The organism is Endozoicomonas sp. PH6C (assembly GCF_059322965.1).
Genome location: NZ_CP185342.1, coordinates 3,577,128 through 3,597,101, shown reverse-complemented (window position 1 = coordinate 3,597,101; position 19,974 = coordinate 3,577,128). Strand labels below are relative to the sequence as shown.

The window sequence follows — 19,974 nt, the reverse complement described above, 5'->3', positions numbered from 1 at the left end:
GACGAACCAGAAAAATGAACGGAAGTGAATAGTCTTGAAGGATAATACATCATGGCTGATTTCAGTAATTTTGAGTTCCTAAAAAAACATCATGACTGGCTTTTCAAGCTGGCAGAGAGTGCTGAACGAAATTTTGTACCTTACCCAAACACTACGCTGGTTAACATCCGTCAACTCGGGGAAGCAATTGCCCAGACAATCGCCTCACGAGTTGGTGTTGAGTATGGCGCTAACGTCAAGCAAATTGACCTTCTGAAAGAACTTGATTGTGCTCTTCGCCTTGATGATAACGTTCGTGATGCCTTTCATACGATCCGAAAACTTGGAAATAGTGCAACACATGCCTTTGAGAGCAGTACCCATAGAGATGCACTAAAAGCCCTGATGGTCGGCCATGCTCTATCTGCGTGGCTTCATAAAACCCTTGGAGGATCAGCAGCAAAGGGCTTTAAGATTCAGAAGTTTGTAAAACCTGAAGACCCGTCAACCTATGTTCGTCAGCTTGAAGAACAAGTTGAGAGATTAAAGGTTGAATCTCAGCGAACAAAAGATCGTATCAAAGTTGCAGAAGAACTCAGCAAGGTTGAAGCGGATAAAGCGCAAGCAGAGAAATTACGCGCTGAAAAAATGGCTGAGGAAAAGGCTGTTTGGGAAGAACTGGCAGAAGAGCAAGAAAAAACTTTGTCCACTTATCGACTCAAGATGGATGAAGCAAACATTGTTTACTTAAAGACTTTCCAATCTAAATCCAAAGCAGAGCAAGCCTCTGAAATTCAGCGCATTGAGAAATCTCTTTTTGAGATGGATGAAGCTGAGACACGCGTAATTATTGATCAGCAGTTGGTTGACGCTGGGTGGGAAGCCGATACCGAAAACCTTCGATACTCAAAAGGTACCAGACCAGAACCAAATAAGAATCGTGCTATAGCGGAATGGCCAACAAAGTCAGGTCCGGCAGACTATGCCCTTTTCATGGGAATGACGCTGATAGCAACCATTGAAGCAAAAAAATCAGCTAAGAATGTTTATGGGGCTATCGATCAAGCAAAACGTTATGCAAAAGGCATCCAGAACTTACCAAGTAGTGTTGAGGTATCTAAACATGAAGAATTTCTGATGCCAGCAGTCTTTGCAACTAATGGCCGGGCGTATCTAAAGCAGCTCGAACAAGAAAGCGGTATTTGGTTTTTAGACGTCAGAGACAGCACCAATCGTAGAAAAGCCCTGAAAGGTTGGTACACACCTGCTGAGCTGAAAGAGTACTTACGCCAGACACCTCAACAAGCCAACGCAGAGTTGGATGAAATGGGCTTTGAGTACGAGCTAAAACTCAGAGATTATCAAAAAGAAGCAATTCTTTCAGTTGAACAGGCCATCAAAGATGGAAAAGAAAAAGCGCTGGTGGCAATGGCAACCGGTACCGGTAAGACAAAAACCTGTATTGCCCTGGTTTACCGGCTATTAAAAGCGCAACGTTTTCGTCGAATTCTGTTCCTGGTTGATCGAAGTGCCTTGGGCGTTCAAGCTTCAGTTGATTTCGGCGAAGTGCGTATGGAAAACCTGAATACGTTTGCCGATACCTTTGACGTTATGGGGATGGAGCCAGAGAAAGCGCCCAAAACGTTACCGGATGACGACACGAAAGTGCACGTGGCAACGGTGCAAGGTTTAGTCAAACGCATTATGTACCCATCCGAAAACGGTTCAAAGCCAGGCGTGGGTCAATATGACTGTATCGTTGTCGATGAATGCCACCGTGGTTACTTGCTTGATCGTGATCTCAGCGATACAGAGATTAAGTTTCGAGATCAGAAAGACTACATGTCAAAATACCGGGCCGTTATTGAGTATTTTGATGCCTTCAAAGTAGGCCTAACCGCTACACCCGCGATTCATACGGTACAAATATTTGGTGAGCCAATATTCTCATACAGCTATACCGAAGCCGTGATCGATGGCCACTTAGTCGATCATTTACCGCCTGTTCGTATCCACACGAAATTAAATACCGAAGGGATCAATTATCAGGTCAACGAAGAGGTTCAAGTTTATGATCCTCATACTCAGCAGCTTGATCTGATTCATACGCCAGATGAGCTGGATTTTGATGTCTCTGACTTCAATAGAAAGGTAATAGCCCCTGAGTTCACCAAAGTCATATGTAAATGGCTCATCGAAAGTGATTCTCTAAATCCATACTCGCAAGAAAAATCACTGATTTTCTGCGTAACAGACCGTCATGCAGATGACGTTGTGGAAGCATTAAAGCAAGCGTGCGAAGACTACCACGGTGAAGTGGAAGACGATGCTATCCAAAAGATCACAGGGGCTTCTGATAAGCCTTTGGAAAAGATACGCCTGTTCAAAAATGACCGCTTACCCAATATCGCAGTAACCGTTGACCTGCTGACTACCGGTGTCGATGTGCCGAGTATCTGTAACCTGGTGTTTTTACGGCGGGTTAACAGCCGCATCTTGTTTGAGCAAATGCTTGGTCGAGCAACGCGCCGTTGTGATGACATCGATAAAGAGCGTTTCCGCATTTACGATGCAGTAGATATCTACAAACAGCTCGAAAAAGTGAACACAATGAAACCCGTTGTGACCAACGTGGATATTACCTTCACAGAGCTGGAAGAAGAGATCACGAAAGGGACAGACACCAAGCTGCAAGATCTGGCTAAAGATCAATTTCTTGCCAAGCTGCAAAGCAAAAAGAACTACTTAACGCCTGTTCAGCACGATGAATTTGAACGAATTGTCGGCAAGCCACCAAAAGAGTTCGCCAAAGAACTCAAGGCCATGAACACGGAGGATGTGGCGAAATGGTTTGTCAGTCATCCAGGCTTGGGTGAACTTCTGGATATGAAAGTGCAAGGCGGCAGCGGACGAAATAAAATCGTCATATCAGACAAGTTCGATGAAGTAACCGGCACATCAACAGGCTATGGTAGCGGCCAGAAACCAGAAGACTATTTGTCATCGTTTACAGCCTTTGTGAACGCCAACAGCAACCGGATGATGGCATTACAAACGGTTATTCAAAAGCCGTGGGAGCTGACGCGCAATGACCTCAAGCAACTCGTTGTTGAGTTAGATAAAAATGAATTCAGGGAAGAAAAGCTAAAAGTAGCCTGGAAAGAAGTGAAAAACGAGGACATAGCCGCCCGCATTATTGGTTTTATTCGACAAGCAGCCATTGGTGAGGCTTTGCTTCCCTATGAGCAGCGTGTTGATAACGCATTACAGGAAATACTCTCAAGTCGCGTTTGGAAAACACCGCAGAGAGATTGGTTGGAAACCATCGCAGCGCAGATGAAAGCAAACATTGTCGTTGATGAGTCAAACCTCAACCAGGGCATTTTCAAGCAGCGTCTTGGTGGCATCCAGCGTGCAAACAAACTGTTCGACCAGCCTATAGTTGACGTACTCGCACAATTCAACCGTGCTATCTGGTCGGATGACAACCATCAGGCAACTGCATGATCGGTTACAATTCCCAACAATTCAGATGAACTAAGCAGAACGATGAGCACACAAAATTTAATCAACAAACTTTGGGGCCTTTGTCACCTGTTACGTGATGATGGCGTTACCTACCATGAATACCTTAACGAGCTGACCTTCCTCGTTTTCTTGAAAATGGTAGAAGAAACAGGACAGGAGGAGCTGATCCCTGAAGGGTACCGTTGGGCAGATATCGAGAACTTCAATGCTGCAACACGGCTTGAAGAATATAAAAAACTACTGGTTCACTTAGGCTCTCACGGTTCACTGATCACCAAAGCGATTTTCAACAATGCATCTACCTGCATTCGCAAGCCTGCAACACTGACAAAGCTGGTTACAGAAATAGACAAGCTTGATTGGTACTCGGCCAAACAAGAAGGCCTGGGCGATATGTACGAGGGCTTGCTTGAAATCAACGCCAGCGAGAAAAAATCGGGTGCAGGCCAGTATTTTACGCCTCGGGTGCTGATTGAAGTGATGGTTGAGCTGATGAAGCCAGCCCCAAAAGATAAACGGCACAATCAGAATGGTGACGTTATTGTTGACCCAACGGCGGGCACGGGCGGCTTTTTGATTGCAGCCCATCAATACATAGAAAATAACTTCGATGTAAAAGGGTTGGGTGAGGCTGATTATGACGACTATCAGCATGACACCTTCTTTGGCATGGAGTTAGTGCCAGACACACGCCGACTGGCAATGATGAACCTGATGCTACATGACTTGGCAGTGGATGATGAAAACTCAGGTGTTCTATACGGCGATACGTTATCGAACGAAGGCAAAGCATTACCAAAAGCATCGCTGATTCTCGCTAACCCACCCTTTGGTACCAAGCAAGGTGGTGGTGTGCCGACGCGTGATGACCTTGTGCACTACACCAGCAACAAACAGTTGGCATTTCTGCATGCCATGTACCACGTTATGCTGAAACCGGGTGGTAGAGCTGCCGTAGTATTGCCTGACAGCGTACTGTTTGAAGGTTCAACTGGCCGTAAAATTCGCAATGATTTAATGGAAAAGTGCAATCTGCATACTATCTTGCGTTTGCCGACAGGCATCTTCTATGCAGCAGGCGTAAAAACCAATGTACTGTTCTTCGATAAGCCCACAGATATCAATCAAGACAAAGGCAATACCAAGAAAATTTGGGTGTACGACCTTCGCGTCAATATGCCGAAATTTGGCAAACGCACCGTTTTAGAAAAAGGACACTTTGAAGAATTTTACCGTGCCGTGGGCAGTGATTTAACGCAGGTAGATGAAGCTAAACGCCAAGCTTTTATTGATAACCACCAAAACTTCAGTTCTATAGGTAATATCGATACCTGTCGTTTGCGCTCATTTACTCGTGATGAGATTAAGGCTAAAGATGACTCGATTGATCTTGCTTGGATTCGCGATGATAGTCTGGAAGACTCTGCGTGCTTACCTGAGCCAGATGAGTTAATTGCAGAAGCAATTGAAGAGTTAGCAGGTGCAATAACGGATTTGCAATCGATTTTAGTTGAGTTGGATGGAGCTGAAGAGGTTGGGGTATGAGTCAGTTTCCACAAGATTGGGAAGTTAGAAAACTAACTGAGGTTGCTAAGGTTTCTACTGGAAAAGTAGATGCGAATCATGCCACAGAAGATGGTGAGTATACTTTTTTTACATGTGCATTGAAGCCGTTTAAATCACCTACATACTCTTTTGAGGGTGAATTAATTACATTGCCTGGAAATGGTGCTAATGTTGGTCACGTAAATTATTACGAAGGAAAAATTGAAGCGTATCAGCGAACTTATGTTTTAAGTGATATCTCGATTCATCCTAAGTATTTATATTGGCAGTTAAAATACAAATGGAAGTCCACAAATTTAGATAAGCAATTTGGTTCGGCGACAAATTATCTCAAAATAGGCAATTTCAAAAATTACGAATTACCAGTTGCTTCCATTTCAGAACAAAAGCGCATTTCAGAAAAACTTGATTCGGTTTCAGCCAGAGTAGAAGCGGCACGAACTCGCCTTGATAAAATCCCGTCCCTTCTAAAACGCTTTCGTAAGTCTGTTTTGTCGGCGGCTGTGTCGGGAGAGCTAACAGAAGAGTGGCACGAAGAAAACAACGCAGATGCTTGGGAACACGTAAGCCTAAAGCAAGTTGGAAAAGGTTTCAATTACGGCTCTTCTGCCAAGTCTAAAAAGGAAGGAACCGTACCTGTACTGCGAATGGGTAACTTGCAAGAAGGCAAATTAGATTGGGTGGATCTTGTTTACACGTCAGATGAAAACGAGATTGCAAAATACAAGCTTGAGCCTGGCGATGTGTTATTTAATCGTACTAATAGCCCCGAGTTAGTCGGAAAGACATCTATTTATCGCGGTGAAAGAGAAGCAATTTTTGCCGGATATCTGATAAAAGTTCAGGGAAGCGATCGACTTAACAGTGAATACCTGAATATCCAGCTTAACAGTCCGCATGCAAGAGATTATTGCTGGCAAGTGAAAACCGATGGAGTTAGTCAATCAAATATCAATGCTCAGAAGTTGAAAGCGTACGAGTTTAACTTACCTTCTGTTAAAGAACAGGAGGAAATAGTAAGGGCTGTTTCAGAATTGCTGGCTAAATCTGACTTGGTGAAAAAGCAGTATGAATTGGCAAAGCTTCGTGTGGACAAGCTCACGCAATCCATTCTGGCAAGAGCATTTCGTGGTGAGCTGTTTGAGCCTTTCTCTGAAAAGTCAGAAAGAGCGTCTCAACAACAACCATCAGATGCTATTGCTGAGCATCCTGAAGAGTTAGTCGTCAACAGAAAGCAGGATGATGGGAGTGTGGCCAAACATCAGTCATCGCAAAAAATCTCCGACGATAAAAGTGAAGTGCTGACACAGTTAAAATCTACCAAAAAAGCCATGTCGGCACAGCAGCTGTTTGATAGCGCCTCTATGGAAACATTTAAAGCCATCGATGAATTGTTTGTTGAACTCAAACGACTTTTAGAGCTGAACTTAATTGAAAAAGAGGGCGAAGGTACCAACTGTCAGTTTAAGGCCACGAAGAAGTGAAAATAGATTATTTGCATATTCGTAGTGGCTTTAAAAACGTTCAGGACTTAGAGATTGAATTTGATAACAAACAGCTGCTTACCGTTCTTATCGGGCGAAATGGTTCCGGTAAATCGAACATTATTGAAGCTCTGGTTCGGATTTTTAGAGCGTTGGATCTGGGTGATGAACACGCGCCGTTTAGCTATAAGCTGAGATACTCTCTGGGCGCTTCTTCAGATAGGCTTATTGAGGTTGATGCGTCTCCGGAGTACGGCTCTACTCCAATTCAGCAGCACAAAATTCAAGTATCTATTTTGGGCGACAATGGTCAGTATTCTCTGGCAGAAAGTATTTCTTTGTCCAAAGTAAAGCGAGATAAAAACGGCAATTCCGATTACCTGCCAAAGCATTTGTTCGCTTATTACTCCGGCCCCAGTGATCGGCTAGAAGATTTGTTTAAACCACACAGAACCAGGTTTTATAACCAGCTGCTAAAGAATCAGGTTAAGATTGAGGATGAGGTTCGCCCTCTCTTCTACGCCAAGCCTTTCCATAGCCAGTTTGTTTTGCTGGCATTCTTCTTAAACCAACAGAGAGGCGTAGGGCGGGAGTTTCTTGAAGATCAGCTCGGAATTGAGTCATTCCATTCTGCGCACTTCGTTTTCAGGCGACCTGAGTGGGGAAAAAACAATAAAAAGGATATCTTCTGGGGCGCAAGGGGCGTAGTCCGTGATTTCCTTGAACGCTTATTGCCTCACAGCTTGGGTGCAATTAAGACGATACGGGAAGAGGAAACAACCCTAACGGGTAAGGGTGTGAATAATGAGTTTGTTCACCTGTTTTTACCTGATATTTATAGCCTAAAGAAAGTGGCTCAGGGGCTTGGGGCGAAGAATTTCTTCAAAATGCTTGAGAGCACTTTACTTTCAGACCTGTTAAGCAGCGTTCACATCAAGGTTCATTTGAAAAATGGTGAGGTTGTGTCGTTCAGTGAGCTCAGTGAGGGTGAGCAACAGCTACTGACAGTGCTGGGGCTATTAGAGTTTACTGTCGAAGAAGACTCTCTTTTTCTATTGGATGAACCGGATACTCACCTGAACCCGGCCTGGGCAGCAAAATACCACTCATTTCTGAAGCGTTTCATACCAGATAAGCGCTTTTGCCATATTTTGATGGTAACACACCACCCACTTGCTATTGCTGAGCTTGAGAAGGAACAGATTCAAGTACTCAGGAAAGATGCTAAAGGGTATTCATTTGCTGAGACACCACAGGAAAATCCGATTGGAATGGGTGTAAACGGCATACTGACCAGTGATATGTTTGGGATGGCAACTACTCTGGATCAGCACACCAGCAGAGTTATCGAAAACCGGCGAAGACTGCTTGAGAAAGAAAACCTGTCTGGTGATGAAGTAGCAGAGTTAAGAAAGCTTAATAACTCACTCGACAGATTGGGATATAGCTATACCCACCCGGATGAAGATTACCGACAGTTCCTCATTGCTCGTAAGAAAGTCATGCAACAAATGGAGGCTGAGGGTATGGATGCTACCGAATATCGCCTCACGTTGATTAACGCGATTTTGAAAGACCAGGGATTAATTGAGTAGTGCGTTACATAGATCCAAACATTATTGACCAGTGTAAACCAGATAATTGGGATACTGATGCTCAAACCTTGGGGCGAAGGGTACAAAACGCTGCAGACAAATCAAAAGAGATTAAGAGCATTGGTAGCAAGTGGAGTCAGTTTAAACCTAATTTTATAAGAGAGTTAGGGGATAAGTGTTGGTACTCCGAGGTACCAAGAATTGGTACCGATTTTGATGTCGACCATTTCAGACCCAAAGGAGATGTGAAAGTTTCCAAGAAAGCTCATGCCACCAGAGTTGTTCAAGGAGTAAGTCAAAAGCACCCCGGATACTGGTGGCTGGCATTTGAAGCGAAGAACTACAGATATTCTTGCATCGAAGCAAATAGACCGAGAGCAGATGGAGGCAAACATGATTACTTTCCGCTCATGGATGAAACTACACGAATTTGGAAACCCTGTAATATTGCTGGTCACGGCAATGAGTCAGTCAAGCTTTTAGATCCATGTAATTCAAACGACGTTGCTTTGCTTTCTTATGACCAGGACCCTGGCGCTGTTATGCCACGTTACAGTGATAAAACTCACCCAATTGAGTATGCGCGAGCTTTCGAAAGCACTAAAAGATATAACCTGAACAGTAAAACAATTAAGGGAGCGAGAAACGAAGTAATCAAAAACGTAAGCCAATATTTAGATTTTTTAGAACATTACGCTTCATTTCCATTAGCCTTGAAAACTCAAATGAGTGGTCATTCAGTACAAATGGAACAAAATTTAGTAGATGCATGTAATAGGAAGGCTGCATTTTCTGCGTCAGCTGTAGCTTTTGTTCGTTTGAAAATGCATGAGCCTTGGTTAGCTCACCTTTTGCCAAGACTGGATTTATCAGACTAAATGGCTTTTGACTGCACACCTATCACAGAGAAGCTGCCTTATTAAAATATAAGAAAATAAGAAGGCTTGGGTCAGGTCTTGAAACTTGAATACATTTAAAAAGAATGAGTTAACTCTAGTTTTCCATTTTCTGATTCGTCAAGAATCAAGACCTAGTCCATTTTTTTGACTCTTTCTCAAGTCACATTTGAGGTTTTAAAAAAATAAAATCATCTCAGTGAACTGGTTTTTTCCCTGGGAACCTCAATCCTGAAGAATAATTTTAAAAAGGGTAGATCAGTGTCCGAAGAACACGATAAATTCAGCAGAGTTGACAGATTAAAAGAGTTAATGCTTACTCTAAGTAATCAAGCGAAAGAGTGTAATATTGAGATTCGTCTAGTTGGAAATTTTCTGAAATTTACGCCCATAGGGAACTATAGGAAAGTTTTATTGGAACTTGAGCAAACTGACTTTTATAAAGATATTGTTATTTATAAACATAAAAACGCAAAGCTTACAAATGATTTCAGAGGTCGAAAAGTATCAAAAAAATGGATTACCAGTTTCCTGATCCATAATTATGAGACAGAAAAAGAGCATAGTGTATTCTGCAATGTGTGTGGTGGTGATGGAGGAGCAACTGGTAACTGCTTTGAATGTGGTGGAAATGGTTTCGCTTAGCAAAAAAAAACAGAGGGATATTATGGAAGATAAGGATGTAGAAGATTTTCTCAAAGAACAAAATGATAAGCTAACTGACGGTGAAAAACTCGAACCAGACAGTGAACACGCAGTTATCGGTAATCATACCGGATATAGTCATCAAGGGAGCGAGAATTTTGAACATGATGATACGGGATGTATTCAGAATTATTCTGGAATTGAAGATGATGTATTTACATCAATAGGTGAGCATGAAGACTGGAAAGAAGATTATGATTATTAGTAGTTAAACAACCAACAGCATTCAAAAATTCTCGTGCTCTTTTCGCTACTGCATGTGTGGCTTTTTTATGACTGTAGTTTGCCTGTAGTTGTGGTTGTGGTTGATGAACGAGATGGTGAAGTTTCAGGGTGGTCGGATCTTTTTTAATACGGTGGATTTAGGGGAAAGATCCACTGTTGTACGAGGCAATTATTAAACATTCTCCTTAAATTTTTTAACCTAGACTCCTCTCTAATGGATACAGCTTAACATTTCACAATCCTTATTCTATTAAATAACGGTAACTTATATTACAGATAAATAAGATCAGGAGAGCTTATGGAAAAGGGTGATAAGGTCCGCCATGAAAAATTCGGAGAAGGTCAAATTATCAAAAAACATGGACATGATCTTTTATTTGTGAGTTTTAAAAATAAAAATATTTACGCTACTAACACAGAATTAAAGTTAATCGGCACCAGTACCAAAACAATACCCAACTATAACAGAGAGAAAGAAAATAAAATAAAGCGTAAAAAACAAGAAGAAGCCATACAAAAAGAAGCCTTGCAAGTAAAAGCGGAAAAACTGGCTGAAGCAAAACTGATCATCCAAGATTGGTTCAACAAAGATTTTTTGACTATGGACAAAAATTATCAAAAAAGTCAAATAAGGAATCACATATCTAATCAAGATTATACTGATATTAAAACGGATCTTGTTTCTCAATGGGTGAAAGAACACACAGGAACAATGTTAGATAAGGAACAAGCTCTGGCTTGCGGAACTACCGGTAAAAATCTTCAGCTTATCGCTCGTGCTGGCAGCGGTAAAACACGCACCCTTATCAACCGAGCACTATTTCTTATCCGACACTGCAAGGTTGCACCAAAAGAGCTTTTACTATTAGCTTTCAACAAAAAAGCAGCCAAAGAAATGCAGGAACGTTTCATTGAATTACTCGGTGATAACAACCTTCCTCACATTATGACTTTTCATGCTCTTGCCTATGCCTTAGTCCATCCGAAGGAAAATATAATCTATGATGAGCCGGAAGGAGCTCAGATAAAAAGTCGAAGTATTCAACAGATTATTGATAATTACCTAAGAACGCCTGAAGGTTTAGACAGGGTAAGATCTCTGATGATGGCAAACTTTCAGGAAGACTGGAATGCGATTATTCAAGGCAGTTACGATAAAAGCCCTGAAGAGTTCTTGGCTTATCGACGCTCAATTCCTACCGAAAGCCTTAATGGAGATTATCTTAAATCCTATGGAGAAAAAGTTATTGCTGACTTTCTCTTTGAACACAATATACCTTATAAATATGAGAGAAACTTTCTTTGGGACGGCATTAATTACAAGCCCGATTTCACAATCTCATTGAGCCAAAACTCAGGTCTGATTATCGAGTATTTTGGTTTTACTGGTGACCCCGATTATGACGAGATGTCAGAAGCAAAAAGAAAATTCTGGAAACAAAAGCAAGGATGGTTATTTCTCGAATTTACACCAGAGAATTTTAACTATGGTGGTGTGCCTGGATTTCATAAGTACTTAAAAGAATGCCTTGAACATTATGGTATAAAACCCATAAGACTTACTGAGCAGGAAATCTGGAACAGAATCAAACATAGGGCTGTTGACCGATTTTCCAGAGCAATGACCAGCTTTGTCCAACGCTGCCGAAAAATGTCTCTATCTCCCAAAGAACTACTCAACCTGATTATTAAACATACAGCTACGAATGAAATTGAGAGACAATTTATTGAGCTTGGGCATAAGTTTTATGAAACTTACCTCGATCAGTTAACGGAACAAGGAGAAGAAGATTTTGACGGGCTTCTACAAAGAGCTATTCAGCAAATACAATCAGGAAACACTACATTCTTAAGAAAAGCTCATGGCTCAGGTGATCTTAAGTTACTGAGATACATTCTAATTGATGAGTATCAAGATTTTTCACAACTTTTTATGCAAATGATTCACGCTGTTATGGACGTCAACAGTTCAGCAGAATACTTCTGTGTAGGTGACGACTGGCAAGCAATAAATGGCTTCGCTGGTTCTGATCTCAAATATTTTAAAAAGTTCGAGCGGTATTTTTCCAGTACAAGTAAAGAACCTTGCTGTCTCAATTTGTCAACAAACTATCGATCTGCCAAACAGATAGTGAACACAGGAAACGCCGTTATGAGTGGGCTTGGTAAACCTGCTTTAGCTGCACGAAATCACTTGGGTAATGTCTATAAGATAGATTTCGGTAGTTTTATTCCAACCGATTTAGAGAAGGAATCATTTGATGGAGATTTCATAACACCGATAATACTACGTTTAGTTACAAAAATTATAAAACAAGGTAAAACTGTTGTATTGCTAGGCAGACGCAATGGGCTGGGATACTATATCAATTTCAAAAAAAGCACCAAAGCTAAAGGAAATACTCTGGATGCCTTTCTTGAGCATTTACGTTCCTTCCTTCCGAAAGAAGACAGCCACAAAGTCACTATATCTACCACCCACCAATACAAAGGTTTAGAGAGTCATTCAGTTATTCTTCTTGAAGTTACGGGTCAGACCTATCCTCTTATTCACCCTGACTGGGTTTTTAATCAGATATTTGGAGATAGCCTGAATAAGTTGATAGATGATGAGCAGCGACTTTTTTATGTCGCTATAACTCGGGCAGCTGATGATTTATATATACTGACAGACTCAGACAAACCATCTCCATTCCTTCAAGAGATTCCCTGGAGCACTATTGACTGGCTTTCCTTTCCTCCCCCACAACCAAAGGAAAGCCGACTGACTGCCAGAGTCATGAGCATGATTGGTTATGGCTCAACCCCTACCCGATCAATAAAAGATCTGTTGAAATCTGAAGGCTACAAATTCAATAATAACTGGGAAGGTCGACCGGTATGGTGGAAAACCATTCCAGATGACAAAAGTTCCTTCCTGATCCTGTTAAAATCTTCTTGTTGGTTCACTGCGGCTGATGGAGTTGAGGTTTTGATTAAAAATGATCTTAAGAAACAAACTCTTGCTCACTACACTCGTCAGAACGGTGAGCTGCGATGTATCTGTGATGCTCAGATCCTTGAAAGCAATAATCAGCAAAACTCTTCACCCTGAATTTACACTTCAGCCTCATACAACGGCAAGCTTGGTGCTTGCCCGGCTATTTTCTCCTTATCAATAAAAACACTTGTCCCGGCTGAAACTGACTCACTCTTGACGGTGATAATTGAACCATCCCGCAGGATTGCCTGACTAGTTCCATTGCCATTGAGTGCGGTGATCGTAGCTATAACCTTGCCCCCTTCCGGGATCAGTGATTTGAACTGCTGCCAGATATTAGTGGTGGCCATGTTTTTTCTCCTCTCAGTAATGACGTTCAAGCTCAATGCTCTGACTGACTTTTCCCTGTCTGGTACTGATGCTGGTGGACAGACATAAACCTCGCCAGTTGCCCGTAATATCCTGAACCTCTACCAGCTGGCCTGGTTCAATCAGCCCGGGCGCAGTTGTGCTGTCTGTGAGTAGCATCTCCAACGTGGTGATACTTTGATGGCCACCTTTGGCCAGTTCGTTCCTGCCTCGCTCAGTATTGACCTGTGTTTCCGTCAGCCAGTCTTCCAGAATGTCCGGTGCTGGGTTGTCACCTGCAGTGCCCTGGCGTTTAACGTTGACTGCGACGCCTGTATGGGTGCCCGATACGTAGACGGCATTGTATTCCGGCTCTGGCCTCCAGCTGGCACTAAGGTTAATGACCATGCTGGCCGGTATTATCTTGTCCATGGTGGCAGTATTCCAGCTCCAGGGGCTGGCCGGATAACGGGGTTTGATGTTCAGCTGGTCGGCATCCCGGGAAGGAATAATCACAGCACCTGCAGTGCTGGCCAGTCGAGCGATGACGGTCATGGCGGTTTCGCTCTGATAGCTGAAGCTGCCGCCTGGGATGATCCAGTCGGGTGTGCTGTAATCATCCAGTTCCGGATAGAGTGCAGAGAAGCCGGTGTTGGCCAGCTCTTCAGTGATCGCCTGTTTTGCATTGAGGTTGCTGCTGTTGGACTTGCTGCGCTGGGGTGCATAAGGAGCGGCCAGCAATTGTGTACGACTGGTTCCGTATATCGAGTATTTTTCTTGTCCGAACGCCCTTGAGCCGGTGTAGCGCTCCACAATGAAGACCCACTTCCAGCCATTGATGTCGACCTCGATCTGTTTGGGCCCGTCCTGATCGGGTTCCACCAATGTCAGGCTGCTGGCTCCCCAAAGCTCACCTCTGAGTGCCCAGCTGAAGCTGTCGATGTCGAGGCTGATGTCCATGTTGCTCATCTCGATCGGTGTCCTGTCGGGCAGCGTCACGACACTGATGGTGTTCATAAGCAGATAAGTCTCCCTGATCTCTGGTTCTTCGGGTTGTGGCTTTTCGATGACATCGATCTCACCGCCATAGTCACTGTCGACTGTGTCATCTTTCGCTTTTCTGCCGGGTCCCCATGGGATGATGACGGGTTCATCCTGAGTGCCGTTACTGCTGAAGGCTGACTGCTGCAGGGAGTCTCTTGGCTGAATGGCTCGGTCGGCTGTTCTCTCGCCCAGATTGAAATACACGTCTGGGGTTGTTAATGGTGAGTAACGTTTGGCCGCAAAGGTAAAGTTCAGCAATGCAGGTGCTGGTACCTGGTAGCCACTGGCGGTGATTTGATGGACTGCGCCATACTCGTCACTGCGATCAAAGCGCTCTGTGTTTTGCCGATCTGTCTGCCTACCTTGCTGCCACTGTTCAGAACTTTGCTGCTCTCTTGGCTGGATACTCTGGTCCCTGGACTCATCGATGCTAAGTTCTTTTGCAGGCGGTTGCTGCCAGAGAGCCTGTTGCTGACTCTGGTGATCAATGGCTTGCTGGTGACTAATTCTGACTGCTTCCCCCAATTCAGGCACCTTGCCCCAGAACATTCCGAGCTGTGGAGCTTCCAGAACGGTGCCTTGATGACTACTTTGCTGAACACTGGCCTGAATCGTCACTGAGTGCTGGAACGGTCCCCGGGCAGATACCTGGTAGGCGTTACCTCTCCGCCACTGGCTCTGACAGACACTGACGACAGTGGGCGGTGGAATAAAGGCATAGGTTGGCTGCGGATAAAACTCAAAAAGGGAGGCGGGTTGATAAGCCTCCCGGGTAAAGTTGAAGTCTTGTGTCTTCTCTGGAAAGTAGGCCACTTAACTCTCCGGTACGATCTCGGGTACCACCGGGCCATGGGCCAGTGGACGAGTGTAGGGCTTGGCTTTGAATTGAGCGGTGCCTATTGCCTGAACACTGTCATCAAACCACCAGGTGGGTTCTGTGCTATCACCTTTACCGGCCAGGGTGCAGAGGTAAACATAACCCTGGAAGTCGGCCGGGCGGATCACGTCGCCGACCTCGTAGACCGTATCGACCTGCCAAACTTCTCCATAGTCGTCCATGGCCACCACGATCACGGCTCCTTCATAGGGGCTGGTGTCCAGGGAGTAGCTGCCACTGATGCTGTCGCTGAGCACACTGTTTAAAACGGCGTGTTTTGTTTCCTGGCTGCCATCGACTTCCAGTTGTGCCTGAGTGATGGCAAAGACCCGGCGAGCCACCGGCAGATCGTCTTCCGTAACGGTGCCCTGGATGCAGGTGGTGTTGCCGTTTCCCGGGATGATGATACCGCCGCCATTGTCTGAAGAAGGTGGACCATTGTTGTCGCTCCAAACGACAGTGGTGTCGTCAGTGTTAGTCCACTGCAGTTCTGAGGCAATATTGTTACGGCTGGTGATGATTTTCAGTGGGTTGCCACTGTCTTCAAAGTCCCAATGCCAAACGGTCATAGTGGAGCTAGAAGACGAAGTGACAGGTATCGGTGAATTGTTATAGGCATTGGTCAGTGTTGCCTGCACTACAAGCAGACCTTTAGCATTACCAGAAGCTGAACCATCCCCTCCTAAAATAACCCGAGTGAAGTTAGCAAATGTATTCATGCTAGAGTGTCCATAGATTGATTGAACTGTCTGGGTTACGCCATTGATTTTAATGACGACTCTATCCTGAACATTATTTTTGGCAGGATTGAAGGTCACCACCAGCTCGAATAATTCATCAAAGGGAATACTCAACTCGCTATACCCACGGCATCCCAGCCGAGTGCCGTAGTAACCCAGCACTTTGACGATGCCGCTTTCTATCCAGATCAAGGTCTGATAATTAGTACCGGCAGCACTGCTGATATCTGCAAATATTCGGAGTAGAGGGATGTTCTGGTCTGCTTGACTGGAATCCACCTGCAGAAGCGCATGAAAAGAAAAATCTCTTCTGCCATAGAAGCCTTCATTGTTACTGGCATTGGCTGACAGACTTTCCAGCCGTCCTAACAGGTTTTCTGGAGTAAACCATATTGCGGCCATCAGTCAGCATCCCCCCGAATCTGCAAAGTAAACTGGTCACTGGTTTCGGTCCCCTGCCCGGCCAGTACGGTTCGGCAGATCCACACCGGAGCCAGGCAACCATCGGTATCAAACCGGATCACATTCCCAACAGCCCAGCCGGTTCCCCAGCCTTGGGCTTTGATGGTGAAGTAAGGTGTACAAGTTTCCGGATTAATCGGCGCTGCATCAGCGGCAGTGGTGGCCGTATCAATAATCCCGAGTTTCTCCTCCACAATCTGGAAGGCGGAACCGGACGTAAAAATAATCGCCCACTTGCCGAAGATGGCTCCTTTGTTGGTCACCACCAATGGATAGTTAATGGTGTTGTACTGGGCAGTGGTGTTATCGCCGATGCGCTCATCGGTCCAGTTGGGATCGCCACCGTCCCACACTTTCTGACTGAAGAAGTTGTGAACTCTGGCCTGCAGGTCACCATAAACTACGGCGCTGCTGACCTGTGTTTCATTGGCTGGTAAGTCCCAGGGCACCGGAGCGATGATGGTGATCTCGCCATTAATCTGCACGTCGCTGGCGACGCTCATATGCTCGACCCGGTCTTTGATGGTAAACGGCGCTGTCAGACTGTTGCTCTCTGCATCCCGGAGCAGCAGTGGATCGGCAAAGGTGACTGTGCCTGCTTCACGATCCGTCGTGTATTGGGCTGGATCGAGGGCCTGGCCCTGACTGTCCTCCACAGTGATCTCTGCCTGATGATCACGGTTCAGGGTGACCAGCTGGCCCGCTGTGGGTATGCCTGCATCGGTATTCTGGGTGTGGCTGATGACCACAATATCCCCCGGACGATAAATCGGCACCTGGCCATCGGGTGGCAGACGTACCGGGTCCAGACCGATCAGCTCGGCATCCAGTGGCAGGCTGGTTTCCACAATGCAGTTGTAGCGCACACTTTGAGGGATGACATAGATAGGATCGGTGCCGTTTGTGAAGGTCAGCTCACACCAGCCGGTGGTGGCATCCATGGAGCCCTGGACCTCTGGCGTGTTAATGTCGCCATTGAAGTCTGCGGTGGCGGTGATGATCTCGGCATTATCCACACGCACTGCGGTGAGCTGAAGGCTTCCGGTCCGGATGGGTGCACCTGGTGTCCTGAAAGCCACTGCATCGACTTTAAAGCCACCGGAGATGGTGGCAGCTGCCTGTACTGTTGCTGTGTTAACGATACCCGAGGGATAAACGGCCAGCGTCGCCACGCCTCCGGTGTAATCTATTGTTCCCACAGATGATCCGGCATTCGTCTGACTGCTGACGTTTTTGTACAGCACACCGTCTCGATCAAAGTAGAGCTCACCGTTCCATTCCAGAATGACACTGCCGGGCAGCAGTGGATCTTCAATCAGAGGCAGCAGGTCGATGGTCAGCTCTGGCGTACTCAGGGTATCGGTATTCGGCTGATGGCTGAGGCCGTTGCTCTGGGCCTTGCTGGTAACTGTGCTGCCTGAGAAAACTTCGGTCTTGGTGGTGTTGGTAAAACTCAGTCGGTATTTGTAGGACTCTCTGCTGAGTGTGTACTCCGGATAGCTGTAGTTCTCTGTCGCCTGCAGAGTAAAGTCGCCGGTCTGGTAATCAATCGTGCCGGTAATATCTCGCCAGTTACCGCTACCATCGTCAGTGTAACTTTTAAACCGCTGAGACGTGGTCTGGTAGGTGGTGTAGTCACTGCTGCGACTGCTGGCATGCTGTGGCACATTACTTTGTCGATCCACCGAAAACTGAACCTGAACGGAGCCTGGCAAGAGCGGTGCACCCGCAATGGTGCCGGTTATTAAACCGGAACCATCCACTGTCACATCCACAATGCCACCCGCTACTGCGCCTTCTTCGTACTGAATATCGATCTCGGTGCCTTGGTCTGGCAAGGCATTCAACACAAAGCCCAGCTCACCCGAGGCGTAGTAGATACTGCCTGATCCATCGCCCGTCAACAGGCCGTTACCCTGATCAGTCAGGGTCTTGGTTTGCTCACTGGCCAGATAGGTGATGACGACACTGCCTGGCTTGATACCTGGCTTCGCAGTGGTGTGCCGAAACGAAAACTTATCCACCGCCACCGAGCCGGTTCGCAGGGTGATTTCATCATCCGCCTGGGCGATATAACTGAACACCAGCTTGCTGTCAGGATCGGGCAAACCATCCAGAGTCACGGCCACGCTGCCAGTGCTAAAGTCCATAGTGCCTGAGCCTGAACCAGCCAGCAGACCATTGCCCGGATCGCTCAGGTCTTGCCACTTGCCCAGAGAGATATAGCTGACCACCAGGGTGCCAGGCTTGGGCTTGGCCCCGGCAAAGTTGAAGGTATAGTTAAAGCCACGGTTCTGGGAGGTGATGTCCAGGGTGCCACTGATGGCGGCTCCGGTGATGCCAGTGGCAGGCTGGTATAGGGCAGTAGCCGTACTGGTATAGTAACTGCTGTTGCGCCAGACGTTCAGCTCACCGCTGTCATAGTCAATGGTCAGGTTGCTGTAGTTATTGGCCCCGCTTTTGTGTACCAGCTGGCCGGTTTTGTCGTCTTCAAAGGTGCCGCCTTCTAACGACAGAGTCACGGTTCCTGGTAGTGCTCCCGTCTGCAGAAAGGCCCGGCTCTGGTTACCGGACAAGTGCACAAAAGAGAGGCTGACATTGCGTTGTGCGGCAGAGGTGGCCACCATCCTTTTGGCGGTGTAGCCCCCGTACTGATCCACCACCGGACTTTCAACCCGGGCACTCGGCACCAGAGGTGAATAAACGCTGTTGACCTTCAGGGTCAGATCGCCCTGGTTAATGGCTGCTTTGGTTGGCTGGATGCCGTAGTAGCGAGAGGTGTCTGCAATCTGGGTCGACTGAACTGAGGTCTTCGCTTCGCTGGCTCCCTGGCCATCCACAGGCATAACGGTCCCTGCTGGTGTGGCAGTGCCGCCTGGGAAGCGATCAATCAGGGCCACGCTGATTTCCATATCCAGTCGTCGACGGTCAAAGTCGATATAGCTGCCTGCGCTGTAGGCATAGGTGAAGGTTTCGATGCGGTGTTCCACTTTGGTGATGCGGACGTACTGCTCCTTTTTGCTATCGCTGTTGTACAGCCGATAAACTTCCCCAATCTCCGGCAGGGCTTTTTCTTCTCGCTGAATGCCGACAATGCTGCGCTGACCCACCAGCTGATCACCCAAAAGTTCAAAACTGGCAGAAGTGCCTGGCACCACATAGGCTTCGATCCGATCCCGGGCAGTATTGCGCTCATCAGTCTGGCTGTCGGTGTTGAACAGCAGCACACTAACATTGTCGTCATCCGGTGCATCGGTGAGGATAATATGACTGCCGAGATAAGCATCGTTGTTGTCGGTGCTGATGCCAATGTAGGCTTTACGCAGGGCGACATCGCCGATGGTACGGTCAATCCGGGAGATGTCCTGAAAGAGGTTATTCACATTACCGTCGATCACCACAGTGCCAGTGGCCCGGCCACCGCCATCCTCCTCGTCACTGAGACGCTGGCTTTCAAAGAGTTTCACATCATCGTTGTTAATGGGCATAGAAATTCCTTTTCTTTAGACGAAAAAAAACCACCCTAATGAGTGGTTTTTATGCTG

Annotated in this window: 12 protein-coding genes; 8 read left to right on the top strand and 4 right to left on the bottom strand. The window is 46.0% G+C overall.

Going from position 1 to position 19,974, the window contains the following annotated elements; translation table 11 throughout:
* The first annotated feature begins 51 nt into the window (after positions 1-51).
* The 8 genes from hsdR to ACOMG9_RS13650 all read left to right on the top strand — a co-directional run bounded on the left by hsdR (position 52) and on the right by ACOMG9_RS13650 (position 13,072).
* A complete protein-coding gene (gene hsdR / locus ACOMG9_RS13685) occupies positions 52-3,486 on the top strand; it encodes a type I restriction-modification system endonuclease (RefSeq protein ID WP_494528957.1) in 3,435 nt (1,144 codons plus the stop codon).
* A gap of 42 nt (positions 3,487-3,528) precedes the next feature.
* Complete coding sequence (locus tag ACOMG9_RS13680) at positions 3,529-5,052, top strand: class I SAM-dependent DNA methyltransferase (protein WP_494528956.1); 1,524 nt, start codon at positions 3,529-3,531, stop codon at positions 5,050-5,052.
* Complete coding sequence (locus ACOMG9_RS13675; protein WP_494528955.1) at positions 5,049-6,557, top strand: restriction endonuclease subunit S; 1,509 nt, start codon at positions 5,049-5,051, stop codon at positions 6,555-6,557. The genes ACOMG9_RS13680 and ACOMG9_RS13675 overlap by 4 nt, the downstream gene beginning before the upstream one ends.
* Positions 6,554-8,152, top strand: coding sequence for an AAA family ATPase (locus tag ACOMG9_RS13670; RefSeq protein ID WP_494528954.1), 1,599 nt, complete (start codon positions 6,554-6,556; stop codon positions 8,150-8,152). Before ACOMG9_RS13675 ends, ACOMG9_RS13670 begins: the two co-directional genes overlap by 4 nt.
* Positions 8,152-9,030, top strand: a complete 879-nt coding sequence (locus ACOMG9_RS13665; protein ID WP_494528953.1) for a hypothetical protein — start codon at positions 8,152-8,154, stop codon at positions 9,028-9,030. Before ACOMG9_RS13670 ends, ACOMG9_RS13665 begins: the two co-directional genes overlap by 1 nt.
* Positions 9,031-9,309: 279 nt before the next feature.
* Positions 9,310-9,693 (top strand): hypothetical protein, encoded by a 384-nt coding sequence (locus ACOMG9_RS13660; RefSeq protein ID WP_494528952.1) that lies wholly within the window; start codon positions 9,310-9,312, stop codon positions 9,691-9,693.
* Entirely contained in the window at positions 9,641-9,958 is a 318-nt protein-coding gene (locus tag ACOMG9_RS13655) for a hypothetical protein (protein WP_494528951.1), read from the top strand. The genes ACOMG9_RS13660 and ACOMG9_RS13655 overlap by 53 nt, the downstream gene beginning before the upstream one ends.
* A gap of 318 nt (positions 9,959-10,276) precedes the next feature.
* A complete protein-coding gene (locus tag ACOMG9_RS13650) occupies positions 10,277-13,072 on the top strand; it encodes a UvrD-helicase domain-containing protein (protein ID WP_494528950.1) in 2,796 nt (931 codons plus the stop codon).
* Positions 13,073-13,074: 2 nt separating this feature from the next.
* Here the strand turns inward: ACOMG9_RS13650 and ACOMG9_RS13645 are convergent, their stop codons facing one another.
* Genes ACOMG9_RS13645 through ACOMG9_RS13630 form a run of 4 tightly spaced genes read right to left on the bottom strand, consistent with a single transcriptional unit; the run spans position 13,075 to position 19,917 of the window.
* Positions 13,075-13,308, bottom strand: a complete 234-nt coding sequence (locus ACOMG9_RS13645) for a hypothetical protein (RefSeq protein WP_494528949.1) — start codon at positions 13,306-13,308, stop codon at positions 13,075-13,077.
* A gap of 13 nt (positions 13,309-13,321) precedes the next feature.
* Positions 13,322-15,163: a hypothetical protein gene (locus ACOMG9_RS13640; RefSeq protein WP_494530381.1), complete on the bottom strand. Its 1,842-nt coding sequence runs from the start codon at positions 15,161-15,163 to the stop codon at positions 13,322-13,324.
* Entirely contained in the window at positions 15,164-16,369 is a 1,206-nt protein-coding gene (locus ACOMG9_RS13635) for a hypothetical protein (RefSeq protein ID WP_494530380.1), read from the bottom strand. It lies immediately after the preceding gene.
* Positions 16,369-19,917: a hypothetical protein gene (locus tag ACOMG9_RS13630; protein ID WP_494530379.1), complete on the bottom strand. Its 3,549-nt coding sequence runs from the start codon at positions 19,915-19,917 to the stop codon at positions 16,369-16,371. Before ACOMG9_RS13630 ends, ACOMG9_RS13635 begins: the two co-directional genes overlap by 1 nt.
* Positions 19,918-19,974 lie beyond the last annotated feature (57 nt).

What these genes read in the sequence shown, in the direction of transcription:
- hsdR (WP_494528957.1), top strand. Translation starts at nt 52, where the DNA reads ATGGCTGATTTCAGTAATTTTGAGTTCCTAAAAAAACATCATGACTGG.
- ACOMG9_RS13680 (WP_494528956.1), top strand. Translation starts at nt 3,529, where the DNA reads ATGAGCACACAAAATTTAATCAACAAACTTTGGGGCCTTTGTCACCTG.
- ACOMG9_RS13675 (WP_494528955.1), top strand. Translation starts at nt 5,049, where the DNA reads ATGAGTCAGTTTCCACAAGATTGGGAAGTTAGAAAACTAACTGAGGTT.
- ACOMG9_RS13655 (WP_494528951.1), top strand. Translation starts at nt 9,641, where the DNA reads ATGGAGGAGCAACTGGTAACTGCTTTGAATGTGGTGGAAATGGTTTCG.
- ACOMG9_RS13650 (WP_494528950.1), top strand. Translation starts at nt 10,277, where the DNA reads ATGGAAAAGGGTGATAAGGTCCGCCATGAAAAATTCGGAGAAGGTCAA.
- ACOMG9_RS13645 (WP_494528949.1), bottom strand. Translation starts at nt 13,308, where the DNA reads ATGGCCACCACTAATATCTGGCAGCAGTTCAAATCACTGATCCCGGAA.
- ACOMG9_RS13635 (WP_494530380.1), bottom strand. Translation starts at nt 16,369, where the DNA reads ATGGCCGCAATATGGTTTACTCCAGAAAACCTGTTAGGACGGCTGGAA.
- ACOMG9_RS13630 (WP_494530379.1), bottom strand. Translation starts at nt 19,917, where the DNA reads ATGCCCATTAACAACGATGATGTGAAACTCTTTGAAAGCCAGCGTCTC.